The following is a 16,361-nucleotide window of genomic DNA, read 5'->3' on the forward strand; positions in this document are numbered from 1 at the left end:
TGGAGCGCTATGCCGATCCATCAGGGAGGGTGTGTGCGTTTTCCGCCCTGCGAGTATCCGCTGAAGATGATGAGGCTGATATCGATCATGGATACGACGACATCCCGCGCAGATACCCAGGGCACTGGCACTTGCACAGGGCCAAGAGAGGGCACGCCATTGTGGCTCGACCCGACGCTGGACCCCGATACGCGTGCCCGCGCGGCCACCGAAGCCATGAGCCATGCGCAGAAGATGTCATGGATGGCCGGCCCGATGGCAATCCCGATTGGCGATGGGAGCAAACCCGAAGGCGCTATCGGTTCCGCCGGTTATTTTCCGGCGATGCCAGAGCTGGGTATTCCGGCGCAGCAGCAAAGCGATGCAAGCCTGGGCATAGGCAACCTCAATAATGTCCGCCCTAATGACAACGCCACGGCGCTGCCATCGTCCCTTATGCTTGGTGCCTCTTTTGACCCTGAGCTTGCCCGCGAGACAGGCCGCGTGGTTGGGTGCGAAGGACGTGCGAAAGGATTTAATGTCGTACTCGGTGGGGGTGCCAATCTCGTGCGCGAACCACGCGGGGGGCGCATTTTCGAATATATATCTGAAGATCCCCTGCTAACCGGTCAGATCGCTGGTGCGTCCATTGAGGGAATTCAGTCACAGAAGGTGGTCTCGACCATCAAGCATTATGCGATCAACCCCGAGGAAACCGGTCGGGTGATGATCAGCTCGGATATCGATGGGGCAGCCTTGCGGGAGAGCGACCTTCTGGCGTTCGAGATTGCCATCGAGATCGGCAGCCCGGGTGCCGTGATGCCTGGCTATAATCTCGTCAACGGTCATTGGGCGTCAGAAAATACCTTTTTGCTCAGCGAGGTGCTCCGTCGGGACTGGGGCTATCGTGGCTGGGTCATGTCGGACTGGGGAGCGACCCACACCACCGTCAAGGCCATTACGGCAGGGCTCGATGTGCAATCCGGCGCCAATATCGACCCCAAGCCGTTCTTTGGAGCGCTGCTGGATGAGGCAATAGCCGCTGGTGAGGTGCCGCGGGCGCGTCTTGATCAGTCGGTTCAGAGACAGCTGCGCAGTCTCTTCGCCGTGGGAGCCATTGACGATCCTGCCGAGCCGGGTGGGAGCATTGATTTTGAGGCGCATAAGCGGATCGCCCAGCGTGCCGCTGAAGGCGGTATTGTCCTGCTGCGCAATGAAAACGCGCTCTTGCCGCTCAAGGCGGCGGCTCAGAATATTCTGCTGATCGGTGCCCGCGCTGATCTGGGTGTTCTTTCAGGAGGTGGTTCGTCCTCGGTTACACCCAAGGGCAGCCTGCAGATGGAGGGCGCGACTTTTGCCGGTGTGCCGCTGGAAAAAGTCTATCATCCTTCCTCTCCCATGCGGGCCATCGCCGCAGCAGCGCCGCAGGCGCATCTGAATTATGATGACGGCCAGGATATCGACCGTGCTGCCGGTCTGGCGGCGACAGCGGATATCGTGGTCATTTTCGCGGAGTTGTGGCGCACCGAAGGGCAGGATGTGCAGGGGCTTTCGCTGCCCGGTGAGCAGGAACGCCTGATCGAGCGTGTGGCGGCAGCCAATGCCAACACGGTCGTGGTGCTTGAAACCGGCGGCCCGGTTCTCATGCCCTGGCTTGACAAGGTGCCTGCTATCCTGCACGCATTCTACGCAGGGTCTGGCGGGGGAGAGGCAATGGCGTCCATCCTGTTCGGGCGCGTCAATCCTTCGGGACGTCTGCCCTTCACCATTCCCCTGAGTAAGAGCGATCTGCCGCGCCCCGGACAGATCGATCCGGAGACGGTCATCTCCAATCCCGGTGAGCCCGTAGACAAACCCGTTGTGCATCGCGACTACGCGATTGAGGGTGCCGATACAGGATATCGCTGGTTCTCACGGACCGGGAAGCCTGTCGCATATCCCTTCGGGTTTGGCCTGAGCTATACGCATTTCGACCACGGTGATCTGACGATCGACCCCCAGGCACTCGTGGCGCGCTTGCCCGTTACCAATACCGGGCCCGTCTCCGGGGCAGAAGTCGTGCAGATCTATGCCGCCTTCGAAAATAATTCCTCGTTCCAGCCCCGTCTCGTGGGATTTGCCAAAGTCGTGCTCGCACCAGGCGAGACGGAGGAAGTGCAGGTGTCGCTGGAGCCGCGCCTGCTGGCGCGGGTCGAGGGAGAAAACTGGGTGCGCAAGGCGGGGCGCTATCGTTTCGATCTGCGTCGTGACGCGATGACGCCTATTACCGGACAAAGCCTGACGCTCGATGAATGGATCCGTCCCTTGCGTCATGAAGCGGCGATCGATTGATGCTCAGGCGCGAGTGAGGGGGGGAGCCGGATGAGACATCCGTCTTCGTCTCTCTGCTGGCATGAGGTCAGTCGCAAAAAAAAAGCGTATCGGGAGGCCGATACGCTTTTAGCAGTTCGTGCGCCCGACCAGAGGATCGTCTGGAGCAGAGGCTCGTCGAGGCGGGGGCAGGAAGCTTTCAGCGACCGCCGAAGCCGAGGAACCCGATATCCGGCTGGGCCTGGCCTCCGGAAACATCGAAACGCGGCTTGGTGGATGCGGCCACAGCCGAGGTCCCCTTGCGACCCTTGCCCTTGATGGTCAGGTGCCCGTTCCCCTTGGCATCGGTTTCGATCTGCGAGTGGGTCGTTTCTGCAGCGAATCGGCTGTCATCGCCATAGGTCCGCATCGACAGCAGCAGGAACATGATATCCTTGCGGTTGAGGTCGATCGCCATGTCCAGCGGTGTCTGGAACAGGACGTTCTTGGCATTCATGTCCGCGCCGCGGTTGAGAGCTTCCTTCGCCGCATTGAGCGAGCCACGGTTGATGGCATCGAACAGTGCGTCGGTCGGGTTCAGGTCCACATTGGCGTGGCCCGCATCGGATTCCTGAGAGTCAGCGCCAGGCAGGGCGGAAGGCGGCGCTGCCGCCTTGGCGGCCCGACGGGCCTCAGCCTTCTTCTGCGCCTCTTCGGCCTCCTGTTCCGCTTCTGCATCGTCGGCAGACTGCGCATGCGCAGCATGCCAGGGAACGAAGAGGACTGGCGTTGCCGCAAGGGCAGCCGTCAGCATCAGGGGAAAGAATCGTGGGACATTCATGTGAAGTCTCGAGTGGCGCATGGGTTGACTATAAATGATCGTTAACGAGCTGGCGACTCCCTATCAGCGGCGAAGCCGCCCTTCGCGCCACCAGCCCAGGAAGAGAAGCGCCAGAACCCCGCACAGCGCGAGCCAGGACGGGACAATCTCTGTCAGGCGGCTCGACGAGGCAACAGGCACCATCTGACGTGGAAAACCGATCCACCCCGCGCCAGACATGGCTGTACCGCGGCCAGCATCGGCAATTTGCCTGATCGCAGGGGGGGCGGTATCAGGGCCAAGCCAGAGAACAGCTCCATGTGACTGTTTCGCCAGAGGCGAGAGGCGCAGGGCAGTCGCGCGCAGATCGGCATCCTCAATCGGGTTGCGGCTGGCCTGCGCTGCAAAGGCGGTAAGACCATCCTGCCGGATGGTCCAGAGCCCATCCTGACCCGTGACGGGATGACGGGCCTCGAATACGCCATTGCCCGACGGCTTGAGCATCAGGGGGAAGGTGCGCCCATCGGGTGCCGTGATCATGGCAGGCCCCGACAGATGCTCGCTGTTACTGTGACGCTCGACGTGCAGGCTCTCCTCGCCAATTGTCGCACGTAGCTGGTTTTCTTCCAGGTCCGGCTCTTTCATGAGCCAGTGCGACAGACGCTTGAGCAATTCCGCTTGCGGGCCGCCGCCGCCCTCGCCGCGTGACCAGAGCCAGAGCTGATCGGAAAGCAACAGAGCCACGCGCCCTTTCTGTACCGTATCGAGCACCAGAAGTGGCTGCTGCTCCGGCCCGGTCAGCAGGGGGGTGCCCTTGACGCGGTCGGAGGCGAGCGCCCGATACCAGGGTCCCCAATTGGTCGGCAGCCCCGCTGTCACCGGATGACGTTTGCCCGATGGCGTAAGCTGCGGAACGAAACGCTCCCTGATCACACCATCGCCAGGCACATGGGCAGGCAGGATATCGGCAAGAGGCGTGTCCTGGAGTGTGCCGTCCTCGGTGAATTCCGGTCCGGCAGTCAGCAGCAATCCACCGCCTTCGCGCACGTAATCCGCAATATTGGCAAGATAATCCTGTGGCAGGATTCCGGCATTGTGGAACCCGTCCAGAATGATCAGGTCGAACTGCTTGATACGGTCCTGAAACAGCTCCTTGATAGGGAACGGAATCAGGGCAAGATCGGAAAGCGGGGTGCCATCATCCTTGTCGGGCGGACGCAGAATGGTGAAGTGCACCAGATCGACCGAGGGGTCGGCCTTCAGCAGCCTGCGCCAGACGCGCTCACCCTGGTTGGGTGTACCCGAGACCAGAAGCACCTTCAGCCTGTCGCGCACGCCATTGATGCGCACGATGGTGTTGTTGTTGCGTGTACTGACCTCCCCGGCCAGTGGCGAGGCATCGAGGGTGACCAGTGTCTCGCCGGGGTGCCGCACGGGCACGGTAATATCGATGGGCTCGCCCGACAGGGCGTCGATGTGGCGGGGCGGCCCGTCGCCCTGATGCACGGTAAGGGTGACAGGCTGTCTGCCCTTTACACCAAGATCACCGACAACGACGCGCAGCTGGGCTTCCTTGCCGACAAGGGCATAGGGGGGGGCCTGCAATACGCGCAGGCGCCGATCTGTTTCCTCGCCCTTGCCCGTAAGCAGGACATGGAGCGGCAGGGTCTTGCCATCGCGCGTGAAAACCGGAGGCAGGGCTGACGGGATGTCATGCACCATGCCATCAGTGACCATAATGGCACCGCTGAACCGTCCCGGCGGAAGATCGGCCTGGGCGATGGCATCGAACAGGCGTGTGCCATGGCCTGAACCGCCCGGAACATCGACAACATGCAGCGTCAGGCCGGGAATGTCGTGGGCTGCCTGTTGCAGTGTGCGGGCGGCCTTGTCCGCGCTGTCAATGCGGCCACGAAGGGCCATGGACGGCGAATGATCCACCACCAGCAGCACATCCTGCGGGGCTGCCTCGAAAAATGGCCGGCTCAGCCGTGGGCCGCTCAGCCAGAACAGCACAAGGAGAAGCGCAAGCAGGCGTGGCACACTGCCCGGTGCGCCACGAAAAAGCGCATAGGCACCGACCACCACAACCAGCGCGGCAGAACCTGTCAGCAGCCAGAAAGGCAGGAGCGGCATGAAGGTGAGATGGATCATTGCTCCATCCTCTTCAGGAGTTCGGGCACGCGCATCTGGTCGGCCTTGTAATTGCCGGTCAGGGCATAGAGCAGCAGATTGACGCCAAAGCGATAGGCCTGTGTGCGCTGCTCGTCACCACCGGGGATCACGGCGTAGGGGGTGTTGCCCTGGGCATCCATCGCCCAGGCATGAGCCCAGTCACCGGCACCGATAATGATGGGGCTGACATCGTCATTGCTGTCATCGCCGCTGCGGGCCACCCAAACAGGCAGGCCCTGAACACGGCCGGGGAAATCGTGCAGCAGGTAAAAGCTGTGGGCAAGAACGTGATGATCATCGAGCTTTGACAGTGGGGGTACCACCAGACCTGCCGTGGCGCGCCGCAGGGCCGAGCGCATCTGCCCTTCATCCTGCGTGGAGAGATCGGAGCCCGTGCCCTGTGTGTCGAGCATGAGAATACCGCCATGCGCCATGAAGCTGTTGAGGGCCGCCGAGCGTCTGGAATCTTCCTGCACATCGTCGGTGATCGGCCAGTAGATCAGGGGATAATAGGCAAGGTCATCCTTGCCGGGGACCAGCCCGTCCGGATGGCCCATCACGGCGGAGGAGCGATCGGACGCGTAGTTGGACAGGCCTTGCAGACCCTCACGGGAGGCCTCGTCGATATCGTCATGACCCGTCAGTACATAGCCAAGTCGTGTTTCAAGCGCGGCACCGGGAACGATGCCGTGGGTCACCCCGGCATGTTTCGGGCTCTCGTCATCTTCCTGCGCGGTCGCCGGAGAGGCAGACACAGCGCCGAGCAGGATCAGGGCTGACAGGGTAATCCCTGCGCCTTTCGCGCCAGTGCGGTTTCTGCTTCCGGCATGACCCTGACCCTGACCCTGACCCTGACCGCCACCCAACAGCCCACGCAGCCACTGAGCCACAAGGCAGTCAGCCAACAGCATCAGCAGCGCCATGCCCAGAAGCCACGGCGCAAGAGGCCGGTCGGGCGAAACATGGTCGGGGGTGAGGCTGCGCCCCATCAGAGGCGCTGCAGCGATCGGGGGCAGATGATCGCCCAGATTGAAGGCCCGGCGCGACAGATGCGGACCATAATAACCCGGCGGGTGCTGGGCGTCAGGGCGCGTCGTAGCGAGTGTGCCCACATCGAGAGGGCGGGCAGCTTCGGGGGGTGGAACAAGCTGGCCATTGGCATCGAGCATGGTGAAAGGAACAAGCTGGCGCGGAACGATCTCGTTCTGCTGGCCGAGCGAGCGCTCAACCAGACGTTCGAGCATGGCAGGAAACAGACCGGAAAGCGGCAGGCTCGACCAGTCTGCGGTGCCGGTAACATGGAAAAGGACCAGTTCTCCCTGCCCAAACGGGCTGGCCGTCACCAGAGGCGTGCCGTCGCTCAGCCGGGCCCAGACATGCGCGCCGAGATCGGCGGTGGGTTCAGCCAGAACCTGTCGCGTCACTGTCACCTCATGCGGCAGGGGCATGCCCTCGAAGGGGGAATGTTCGGCAAAGGCGGCAAGGACCTGTGGCTTGCCCCATGACATCGGGCCGCCAAGCTGGCGCATGCCGCTCATGAGCGGCACTGGCAGCAGGGTACGCGCCATGTCATGTGCACTGGCCTGCGTATCGGCCGCCAGAACGGGCCCGGCGAAACGGATCAGCACCCCACCGTGACGCACCCATTCTGCCACATGCTGGCGTGTCTGCTCATCGGCAAGAGTGCCATCTGTCGCGATCAGTACCGAGAGCTTCCCTCGTAGCAGGTCATCAGCAGCGCCACGGTGCAATTCACCTACCTGACTGATGGCCTGAGACAGAAAGAAACCCTGTCCCGTCAGCGGGGTATCCTGCGTGCCAGGAGTGAGCAGACCGACCGGATGCCGGTGCTCACCAGCATCGAGCAGGGCAATGGCGGCGGGACCGGGAAGAGGGGTGGCATCGCGTTCGAGCACGAAGCGGGCGGCGCGATTACGCAAAAGCGGGGGCAGCGGCAAGTCCAGCGGTGTGGTCTGACCGGTGGGCAGCGGAAAAATACCGAGCGTGCCACCATTTTCCGACCGTGCCCTGATTTGCAGTCCGCCCGAGGCTGTGGCGGGGCAGGACAACCCGCTTGTGGTCGCGGTGAAATTATTATCGGCATCGCGATGAATGCTCAGCATCATCATGTCGCAGCCCGGCCAGCGCATGTCACTCACCGTGCCGTTAAAGGCGGCGAGCGCCTTAGCAAAACTCGTATCGCCGCCTGTCGCCACGCCATCCGAGATGAAGACGAGATCGGACTGCGTCAGCGCGGCACTGTGGCTCAGGGTGTCGATCTGGCTGGCCGTATGGGCACGATCCGTGGGCCATGAATGCGGGGCGAGGGCAAGAAGGCGCTCTTCGAAACGCGGGCGATCACGTGTGGTGAAGGGAGCAGGGGACGACCCATCGGGGTCAGGGGCAGTCAGAACCAGCGTGACGGCGTGTCCTGCGCGAAAGCTGCGCTCGGCCAGACTGCGCGCTGCGCGGATGCGCTCCTGCCAGTGCGGCACGGCGGCCCAGCCATTATCGAGCACCAGAACCAGATCATGCCCGCCGCCTGCGCTGATTTCGCGCCCCAGCCAGACGGGCTGCGCAAGACCGAGGATCAGCAGGGCAACAGCGAGCAGGCGCAGCAGGAGCAACCAGAGCGGTGAACGCGCCGTATCGGTGTTTCTGGCTTGCAGGCGGCGCAGGATCTGGAGCGAGGGATAAGCCAGATCCTTCGGCGGCGGTGGGGTCGCCTTCACCAGCCAGTAAAGCAGGGGCAGAGCGATCAGCCCCGCCAGGGCAAGGGGGGTCAGGAAGATCATGGACGCAGGCTTCCCCCGCTCGTATGGCCCCCGCTCAACCTTGCATGCAGGCCCAGAAGGGCGGGCATGAGCGGCTGGTCCGTATGATGAAGGGTAAAGCCGGCGCGATGCGCCTCTGCCAGGGTCGCCAGCTGATCGAGATGGGTCTGCATGGCACGTTCATAGGGCTCCGCCAGAGTTTCGACTGCTGGCAGGACAAGCTTTCCCTCATCCTCAAGGCTGTCAAAGCTGATCCGTCCCGCATAAGGCAGGCTCCGCTCAGCGGGATCGAGGATGCAGAGAAGCTCCGTACGGGCTGGTCGGGCTGCGATATCGCGCAGGATCCGGTCCAGGGTCTCGGGGGGCATCAGGAAATCACTGACCAGAACGAGCTGCCCGTAGGCGCGCAGCGTGTCGAGCTGGGGCAGGGGCGTCGAGGCGGCAAACGCCAGATTCTGCCCGAGGCGTGAGAGGGAGTGAGGCCCACTGACGGAGCGTCCCTGCTCTGGCCCATTGAGCAGCGTCACGCGCTCGCCGCCATGCAGCGCGGCGGAGGCCAGCGCCAGAGTGGCAAGCTGGGCCTGCGTGGTCTTGAGCGGCAATTCGGGGCGTGAGCGCCAGTTCATCGAGGGCGATGGGTCACACCAGAGGGAGAGGATCTGCGCTCCTTCGGCCTCACGCTCACGGACCCAGAGCTGATCGCTGCGGGCGGACTGACGCCAGTCGATACGATGCGCCGGTTCGTGGTCATGGGCCGGGCGGTATTGCCAGAAATCCTCCCCTGCGCCAGCGCGGTGCTGGTGATGCACGCCAGCACGCAACTGACGCCCGATGCGCTCTGCCTCGATGACCAGGGACGGGAGGAGGGCTTCCGCCTCCGGGTATGACCCGGCCTGCGCAGCGGGAGATGGCTTTGCCTCGCTACGCCGCCATTTGCCGAAAAAACCGCTCACGATCAGAGAAGCGCCTCGACAGCCGAGGCAATCAGCGCTTCCACCTTCTGTCCAGCGGCGCGCGCGGGGAAGCTCAGCGCCATACGATGAGCAAGAACCGGCTCTGCCAGTTCCGCCACATCATTGAGGCTGGGCGCCAGACGCCCATCGAGAAGCGCTTGGGCACGGCAGGTCAGCATGAGCGCCTGCGCCGCGCGCGGGCCCGGCCCGTAGAGCAGCGACGTGCCGATTTCGGGCTTGTAGGCCGTCTCGGGGCGCAGACCGCGCACAAGGGTCAGGATGGCTTCGAGGACTTTTTCCCCTACCGGCAGACGTCGTACCAGGGACTGCGCCTCGATCAGATCGGCCGGGGTGAGAAGGGTCGGGGCGCTCGCTGTTACGGCACCTGTTGTCTGGAGCAGCATGTCGCGCTCGGCATCGCGCTCAGGGAAGGTGAGTGCAATACGCAGCATGAAGCGGTCGAGCTGGGCCTCAGGCAGGGGGTAGGTGCCTTCCTGCTCGATGGGGTTCTGTGTTGCGAGAACGTGGAAAGGGCGAGGCAGAGGGTGATTTGTGCCTGCCTGGGCCACTTCATATTCCTGCATGGCCTGAAGCAGGGCGGATTGCGTCCGCGGGCTGGCACGGTTGATTTCATCGGCCAGGAGAAGCTGCGTGAAGATCGGCCCGCGGACGAAGCGGAAGAAACGACGGCCGTTTTCGTCCTCGTCGAGAATATCACTGCCCGTGATGTCCGATGGCATCAGATCCGGCGTGAACTGCACGCGGCGTGTATCGAGGCCCAGAACGCGGGCTGCGGTACTGACAAGAAGCGTCTTGCCGAGGCCCGGTGCGCCGATCAAAAGCGCGTGACCTCCGGAGAGGATCGTGACCAGCAGACGGTCGATGACATCGCGCTGACCCAGAACAACCTGGCCTATGGCCTGCCTGACAGCTCCCAGCTGGGCGGTCAGTTGCTCGACATAAGCGAGATCGGCCGGGTTTTCATCCGGGCGGTATCCGGCGGGGAAGGAAGAGAGATCGTTCTGGCTCATATTTGCCAATCTGACAGTTCCGGGGGTTTCATCAAGCCATAAGACGACCCAACTTGCAGCAGGAGACCAGATTTTTTGGACCGTGAGCGGAGAGAACCTTGAAGGACGGCGTGGTTAAACAGGCGACAGACGGCGCAGAGCATTCTGCGACTCATGAAGCCGGGTTCCCGACCCGTGCTGGTTGCGAGGGCCGGTCATCCGCTGGTTCAGTTCCTTTCGGCGTGGATCGTGCCGGCGCGATGCGAGCGGAAGGGATCGCAGATCAGGGCGCGTCCGATATCGGGCTTGCCCCGCTGGAAATGACAAGGGGCGAGCAGACACCCCGTGCCCTGCCTTTTGTCATCCGACGCGACGGGACGTGGCTGTATCGGGGCTCGCCCATACGCCGCAAGGAAATGCTGTGTCTGTTTGGCTCCATGCTGACACGAGATGCTCAAGGGCAGTTCTGGCTGAGGACGCCGACTGAGTCTGGTATCATACAAGTGGAAGATGCCCCGTTCATCGTGCGGGAACTCGATTTTCGTGGTGGCTGCGGCCGTCAGCAAAATCTGTGCCTGCGCACCAATATGGATGAGCTGCTTTGCGTTGGGCCCGCCCATCCCCTGATTGTCGATTGGGACCATCCGCCATCGGAAGATTGCGCGGCCATACCCTATGTTCAGGTCCGTCGCGGCGAGGGCGACCAGCCCGTGCTCGCCCGGCTGTCGCGCCCGATCTATTACGAACTCGTGGCCCTTGCTGTGCCCGGTCATGTTGGCTGTCGCCCATGCATGGGCGTATGGAGCCATAATCGCTTTTTCCCGCTGGCCCCCATGCCCTGATCGGGCTTGGCGTGGGGCAGCGGGCACGCCAGCCGTTTTTTCTTCTGTTTCGGGATCTGATCAACAGCCGTGCCTCCTCTGAGCCTTCTCGACAAACTGCCTGATCGTTCGGGCCTCGATCGCCTCTGGCATATCTTGCCGCAGGCGCGTCTCGTTGGTGGATCGGTGCGCGATATGCTCATCGGGCGTGACGCGGTGCATGATCTCGATCTGGCAACCCCGGAGCCCCCCGAGACGGTTCAGGCCCTGTTTGAAGCGGCGGGGATCAAGACGATACCGACCGGGCTGGCTCATGGCACCGTTACAGCGCTGATCGATCATGTGCCCTATGAAATCACGACATTGCGGCGTGACGTGCAAACGAACGGACGTCATGCCGAGGTTGCCTGGACGACAGACTGGCAGGAGGACGCAGCGCGGCGCGATTTCACGATCAATGCGCTCTTCTGTGACCGTCATGGCGATATTCATGACTATTTCGGGGGGCTTGAGGACCTCGCGGCGCGTCATGTGCGCTTTGTGGGCGATGCCGCCCGCCGCATAGAGGAAGATGCGCTGCGTATCCTGCGGTTTTTTCGCTTTCAGGCGCGTTTCGGGGGCACCGGCCCGCAGGATCGACCCGATGCGGAAGCGATACGGGCAATCACCAGCCATGCTGCCCTGATCGATGGGCTCTCCGCCGAGCGTGTGGCCAGCGAGATACTGCGTATTCTCACAGGACCCAATCTCATGCGCAGCCTGCACATGATGGCCGATACCGGTATCCTGCCTCGCCTCCTGCCTTCGGCAGACTTGCCGCGTCTGGCCCGTGCACTCGATGCCGATGTCCCGCCCGATGACATCCTGCGTCTTGGGCTGCTTGCTGACACGCCGGATCTGGCCGAGCGGCTTCGGCTGTCGGGCAAACAGGCGCAGCGCCTTGCCCGTATGAGCCCATCTACCCCGCTGCATGGTTTCGATGCGCAAGGGTATGAAACGCAGAACCCGTTGATCCTCGCCCCCTCACTGGGCGACCACGCGCTTCGCATGCTGCTGTCCTGCCATGACCGGCAGACATTGACCGACCGTAGCTGGTTTGCACAGGCCGAGAGGATAGCCGATGTCTCGTCCAAGGCATGGAACACATTGAGAGACAGGCTCGCACAGCTTGAGCGCCCGGTTTTTCCGTTGGCCGGGCGTGATGTCATGGCCGCTGGTGTGCGACCGGGGCCGGCCATAGGAGAGACTCTTGCCCATCTGGCTGCCTGGTGGCGCAGCCAGGGCTGTCTGCCCGACCGGATGGCCTGCCTTGCCGAACTGAAAACGCGCCTGCCTCTTTCGTCACAGGGCGCAGGGGGGTAAACCGCAGGAATGAAAACAGCGCAGCCTGCAGCCCAGACCCCTTTGCGACGCATCGACCCGCAGGGGGTGCAGGGACGCCAGATGATTTTTCGCATCTGGCGTGAGGAAGTCCGTCACCATGTCGGACGGCTGGCTGCCGTCGTGGTGCTTACGGTTCTGACCGCCGGGCTGACGGCTCTGTATCCGCTCGTCATCAAGCGCGCGGTGGATATGTTTGCGGTGCATGACCCGCGTATTCTCTATCAGGTGCCTGCTCTGGTGGTGCTGGTGACCGGGCTCAAGGCCGCCACACAGTATGGCCAGACCCTGTCCGTACAGGGGCTCGTTCTCGTGGTCATACGCGGCTTGCAGTCACGCATGTTCGCCCATGCTCTCACAGCCGATATCGCGCGTATCGAAAAGGAAGCACCCGCGCAGTGGGCTGCGCGCTTTACCACCGATGCGGTCTCGATCCGTGAGGCCATGATCCGCGCCGTCAATGCGCTGGGAGATGTCGTGACCGTGGTCGGGCTTGTTGCCTCCATGATCTATACCGACTGGGAGTTGAGCCTGATCGCACTCGTGCTTTATCCGGTCGCCGCGGTGCCGATACAGAAACTTGGCAAGCGTGTCCGTCGTGCCTCGGGAGGTATGCAGGAGCAGATCGGTGAGACGGCGACATTGCTCAATGAGAGCTTTGCGCTGGCCCGTCAGGTGCGCGTGTATCGTATGGAGGATAGCGAAGCACGACGTGTGGATGGGTCGCTGGACCTGCTGCACAACGCTTTCTGGCGGATTTCACGCGGGCGGGCGCGTGTCGATCCTGTGCTTGAGGTGCTGGGTGGCACGGCTATTGCTGCGGTGCTCGGTTTCGCTGGCTGGCGTGCCGCGATGGGTGGCGCGACGCTGGGCGATTTCACGGCTTTCATCGCCGCTCTTTTTGCCGCTTCGCGCCCCTTGCGCGCCCTTGGGTCGCTCAATGCGGCCCTGCAGGAAGGTCTCGGTGGGCTGGAGCGTGTTTTTTCGGTCATCGACGAACCGCCAGCCGTGGCCGAACGCACGGATGCGCGTCTCCTGCCGCCGGGGCATGGACGCCTGGTGTTCGATCAGGCCGGGTTTGTCTATCCCGATGGCCGCACGGGGTTGCGTGGCCTGAGCTTTGATGTGCGACCGGGCTGGACCGTGGCGCTGGTCGGGCCGTCAGGGGCCGGTAAATCCACGGCATTGTCGCTCATCCCGAGACTTCACGATGTCAGCGCGGGGCAGATTTTGCTCGACGGGGTGGATCTGCGTGATCTGAAGCTGTCCGAGTTGCGCGACGCCATTGCCTATGTCAGCCAGGACACCACGCTTTTCGACATGTCCGTGCTTGAGAACATTCGCATCGGTCGCCCCACGGCCAGCCGTGCAGAAGTCGAGGCGGCTGCCCTTGCGGCGGCAGTCGATTTTGCCGACACCCTGCCGCAGGGGCTCGATACACGGGTTGGCCCGGGTGGTCAGCGTCTTTCGGGTGGGCAAAGGCAACGTGTGGCGTTGGCGCGCGCCCTGCTGCGTGATCCGCGTCTGCTGCTGCTGGATGAGGCGACAAGCGCACTGGATTCAGAGAGCGAGGCCAAGGTTCAGGCCACATTGGCCGATCTGCGCCGTGACCGTACCACCATCATTGTGGCGCATCGTCTGTCGACGGTTAAAAGTGCAGACCTGATTATCGTCATGAGCGAAGGCGCGGCCGTTGAAATGGGTACCCATGCCGAGTTGCAGGCGCAGGGGGGACTCTATGCCCGCCTCGTGCGTAACCAGTCGCTCGATCTGGTTGAGGCCGCACCGGAGGTTGTGCTGGAAGCCGCCACGCTCGAGATCATCGACGCCCCTTGAGACACCGGGAGCGCGCCGGGGTTCGCCAGCACGCCCCCTGCTGAATGCCTGAGGCATGCATGATCAGGATTGATGGTCTTGAGGGGAGAGGTGGCCCAGACTCAGGGCTTACGGCGAGAAGCTTCTGCTGAGGATGATCAGATTTCCTGAACCACAGGAGGGGCCAATGCCGCCAGGGCGGGCAGGATCTGCTCGTAAAGCGGACGCTTGAAGCCAAGATTATAGGTCGTCACGTCCTGAGGGCGGACCCACTCCCAGCGATCGAATTCGGCAGGTTCCGTGCCATCTCCTGCCAGATTGATGGCGCTGTCGGGCTCGGCCATGCGCATGGCAAACCAGCGTTGCGTCTGACCGCGATATCGTCCCCCAAGTGCCTTGCCGATCAGATGGGGGGGCAGGTCATAGGGCAGCCAGCCGGGATAGCTGCCCAGCAGGGTGGCGTGACGAAGCCCGGTCTCCTCACGCAACTCACGATGGGCCGCTTCTTCCGGAGATTCGTTCTCGTCAATCCCGCCCTGAGGGCATTGCCAGACATCACGCAGATCGGTCCGTCTGGCGAGGAAGAGGGCCCCCTCGCGGTTGAACAGCATGATGCCCACATTGGGGCGATAGGGAAGCGTGGCCGGATCGATCATGGCGTAGGGCTCGGATGGAGTTGAAGCGTCAAGCGGAAGATATGAAACCGGCCCCTCGAAAGGGGCCGGTGCCAGAAAGGATCAGTGCTGCGTGGAAGAAGAAGCCGGAGCAGGGGGCTTCTGATCCTTGCCCGCCGCTTTTTCCCCGGCGGCCTTGTCGTCAGTCGCCTTTTCCGGGGGCTTCGCATCGGCGGTTTTTGCTGCAGCCTTGTCAGCGGCCGGTTGCCCCAGCGGAAGCGCTTCATCAGGCAGGGATGCCATGGCGCGGACCACACGCAGCCCCTGTTGCAGCTGGAAGTCCGTCGCCGGCTTGGCCGGGTCGAAACGGGGCCAGTTATCCGCAGGCGCGTGGGGGATGCTGGCCGAGATGGAAGGCAGGTCGGTCCGTGTCGGGGCTTTGTTCTTGTTACCGCCCGTATTGGTAATGATGTGGGCCAGATCGGCTTCACGATAGCCGTAGCCATCGTCGTCCTTGCTTTCCTTGACCACGATATCGGGCGCGATGCCCAAAGCCTGGATGGAGCGGCCCGATGGCGTGTAGTAACGCGCCGTTGTCAGACGCACGGCGCCATGGCCCGGCACGGGGATGAGCGACTGCACGGAACCCTTGCCGAAAGATTTCTCGCCCACCAGCACGGCGCGGCGATGGTCCTGAAGCGCACCGGCTACGATCTCGGAGGCCGAGGCCGATCCGCCATCGATCAGCACGACAATCGGCAGCTTGCCTGTGATATCGGTGCCTTTGGCATCCCAGCGACGGTTGTTTTCGGCGTGACGCCCGCGGATCGAGACAATCTCGCCTTCGGGGATAAAATCATCGCTGACAGCAATGGCCTGATCGAGCTTGCCGCCGGGGTTCAGGCGCAGATCGAGCACAAGACCCTGCAGCTTGTTGCCCGACTTTGCCTTCAGCTTGTCATAGGCCTCATGCAGTGCGGTCTCGGTGTCGTCGTCGAATTCGGAAATGCGGATATAGCCGATATTGCCATAAAGCGACGAGCGCACGACCTGCACATGCACGACCTCGCGGGTCATGGTGACCTTGAGCGGCTTGGGCTCTTTCGCGCGAATGATGGTCAGGGTGATCTTGGTGCCCGGATCGCCGCGCATCTTGGTCACGGCCTGATCGAGGGTCAGACCCTCAAGCGACTTGCCATCGACTTCGGTAATGTAATCGCCCGGCTTGAGCCCTGCGCGCGAGGCAGGGGTGCCATCGATGGGCGAGACCACGCGGATATGGCCGTTCTGCTGCTGAACCTGTACGCCGAGACCGCCGAACTTGCCGCTGATCTGGATCTGCATCTCCTTGAACTGCTTCTCGTTCATGTAGGAGCTGTGGGGATCGAGACCGCCCACCATGCCATCGAGGGCGTTGTTGATCAGATCCTTGTCGCTGACAGGCTCGACATATTCGGCCCGAACGAGGTCGAGCACGGTTCCGAACAAGGTGAGCAGACGCAGGGTTTCGCTGTGGTTGTCGGGGTCGGCCGCGACTTCCTTGGCGAAGGCCTTGCTGCTGATCATCTGCCCAAGGCTCGGGGCCATGGCGGCTTCCAACGCCGGACCGGCGGTGATTCCGGCCAGGAATGCCGTTCCGAGCAGCAGACCAGTGCGGAGCTTCATGCAATTCATCCCTTGAATCCGGTACGGAGCCTGAGGTCCGGTGCCGATCCTGTTAGCGTCTGTCTT

Annotated in this window: 11 protein-coding genes; 4 read left to right on the forward strand and 7 right to left on the reverse strand. The window is 62.8% G+C overall.

Annotation, left to right across the window (positions count from 1 at the left end):
* The first annotated feature begins 87 nt into the window (after positions 1–87).
* On the forward strand, positions 88–2,310 hold the full coding sequence (locus P5689_RS11610; protein WP_285533268.1) for a glycoside hydrolase family 3 C-terminal domain-containing protein: 2,223 nt from the start codon (positions 88–90) through the stop codon (positions 2,308–2,310).
* A 178-nt stretch (positions 2,311–2,488) separates the two neighbouring features.
* On the opposite strand, the gene P5689_RS11615 is transcribed toward P5689_RS11610, so the two are convergent.
* The 5 genes from P5689_RS11615 to P5689_RS11635 form a co-directional block, all read right to left on the reverse strand.
* Positions 2,489–3,082: an ankyrin repeat domain-containing protein gene (locus P5689_RS11615; protein WP_369794245.1), complete on the reverse strand. Its 594-nt coding sequence runs from the start codon at positions 3,080–3,082 to the stop codon at positions 2,489–2,491.
* Between the two features lie 90 nt (positions 3,083–3,172).
* Complete coding sequence (locus tag P5689_RS11620; protein WP_285533269.1) at positions 3,173–5,242, reverse strand: glutamine amidotransferase; 2,070 nt, start codon at positions 5,240–5,242, stop codon at positions 3,173–3,175.
* Positions 5,239–8,058 carry a DUF4159 domain-containing protein gene (locus P5689_RS11625; protein ID WP_285533270.1) on the reverse strand — a complete coding sequence of 940 codons (2,820 nt, stop codon included), beginning with the start codon at positions 8,056–8,058 and terminating at the stop codon, positions 5,239–5,241. The genes P5689_RS11620 and P5689_RS11625 overlap by 4 nt, the downstream gene beginning before the upstream one ends.
* Complete coding sequence (locus P5689_RS11630) at positions 8,055–8,990, reverse strand: DUF58 domain-containing protein (protein ID WP_285533271.1); 936 nt, start codon at positions 8,988–8,990, stop codon at positions 8,055–8,057. The genes P5689_RS11625 and P5689_RS11630 overlap by 4 nt, the downstream gene beginning before the upstream one ends.
* A gap of 2 nt (positions 8,991–8,992) precedes the next feature.
* The gene (locus tag P5689_RS11635; RefSeq protein ID WP_285533272.1) at positions 8,993–10,021 is read right to left on the reverse strand and encodes a MoxR family ATPase; all 1,029 of its coding nucleotides are present in this window, start codon (positions 10,019–10,021) and stop codon (positions 8,993–8,995) included.
* A 299-nt stretch (positions 10,022–10,320) separates the two neighbouring features.
* On the opposite strand from P5689_RS11635, the gene P5689_RS11640 reads away from it, so the two are divergent.
* The 3 genes from P5689_RS11640 to P5689_RS11650 all read left to right on the forward strand — a co-directional run bounded on the left by P5689_RS11640 (position 10,321) and on the right by P5689_RS11650 (position 14,037).
* On the forward strand, positions 10,321–10,842 hold the full coding sequence (locus P5689_RS11640) for a DUF1285 domain-containing protein (protein ID WP_285533884.1): 522 nt from the start codon (positions 10,321–10,323) through the stop codon (positions 10,840–10,842).
* 69 nt (positions 10,843–10,911) lie between these two features.
* Positions 10,912–12,183, forward strand: coding sequence for a CCA tRNA nucleotidyltransferase (locus P5689_RS11645; RefSeq protein WP_285533273.1), 1,272 nt, complete (start codon positions 10,912–10,914; stop codon positions 12,181–12,183).
* 81 nt (positions 12,184–12,264) lie between these two features.
* The gene (locus tag P5689_RS11650; RefSeq protein WP_231944689.1) at positions 12,265–14,037 is read left to right on the forward strand and encodes an ABC transporter ATP-binding protein; all 1,773 of its coding nucleotides are present in this window, start codon (positions 12,265–12,267) and stop codon (positions 14,035–14,037) included.
* Between the two features lie 137 nt (positions 14,038–14,174).
* Here the strand turns inward: P5689_RS11650 and P5689_RS11655 are convergent, their stop codons facing one another.
* The gene (locus tag P5689_RS11655) at positions 14,175–14,672 is read right to left on the reverse strand and encodes an RNA pyrophosphohydrolase (RefSeq protein WP_285533275.1); all 498 of its coding nucleotides are present in this window, start codon (positions 14,670–14,672) and stop codon (positions 14,175–14,177) included.
* An 81-nt stretch (positions 14,673–14,753) separates the two neighbouring features.
* Positions 14,754–16,295 carry a S41 family peptidase gene (locus tag P5689_RS11660; protein ID WP_023978958.1) on the reverse strand — a complete coding sequence of 514 codons (1,542 nt, stop codon included), beginning with the start codon at positions 16,293–16,295 and terminating at the stop codon, positions 14,754–14,756.
* Between the last annotated feature and the right edge of the window lie 66 nt (positions 16,296–16,361).

Source organism: Asaia sp. HumB, from assembly GCF_030263835.1.
GTDB classification, from domain to species: Bacteria; Pseudomonadota; Alphaproteobacteria; order Acetobacterales; family Acetobacteraceae; genus Asaia; species Asaia bogorensis.

Coding starts and splice junctions, on each gene's coding strand:
- P5689_RS11620 (WP_285533269.1), bottom strand. CDS start 5,242: ATGATCCATCTCACCTTCATGCCGCTCCTGCCTTTCTGGCTGCTGACA.
- P5689_RS11660 (WP_023978958.1), bottom strand. CDS start 16,295: ATGAAGCTCCGCACTGGTCTGCTGCTCGGAACGGCATTCCTGGCCGGA.
- P5689_RS11610 (WP_285533268.1), top strand. CDS start 88: ATGGATACGACGACATCCCGCGCAGATACCCAGGGCACTGGCACTTGC.
- P5689_RS11640 (WP_285533884.1), top strand. CDS start 10,321: ATGACAAGGGGCGAGCAGACACCCCGTGCCCTGCCTTTTGTCATCCGA.
- P5689_RS11650 (WP_231944689.1), top strand. CDS start 12,265: ATGATTTTTCGCATCTGGCGTGAGGAAGTCCGTCACCATGTCGGACGG.
- P5689_RS11615 (WP_369794245.1), bottom strand. CDS start 3,082: ATGCTGACGGCTGCCCTTGCGGCAACGCCAGTCCTCTTCGTTCCCTGG.
- P5689_RS11625 (WP_285533270.1), bottom strand. CDS start 8,058: ATGATCTTCCTGACCCCCCTTGCCCTGGCGGGGCTGATCGCTCTGCCC.
- P5689_RS11655 (WP_285533275.1), bottom strand. CDS start 14,672: ATGATCGATCCGGCCACGCTTCCCTATCGCCCCAATGTGGGCATCATG.
- P5689_RS11635 (WP_285533272.1), bottom strand. CDS start 10,021: ATGAGCCAGAACGATCTCTCTTCCTTCCCCGCCGGATACCGCCCGGAT.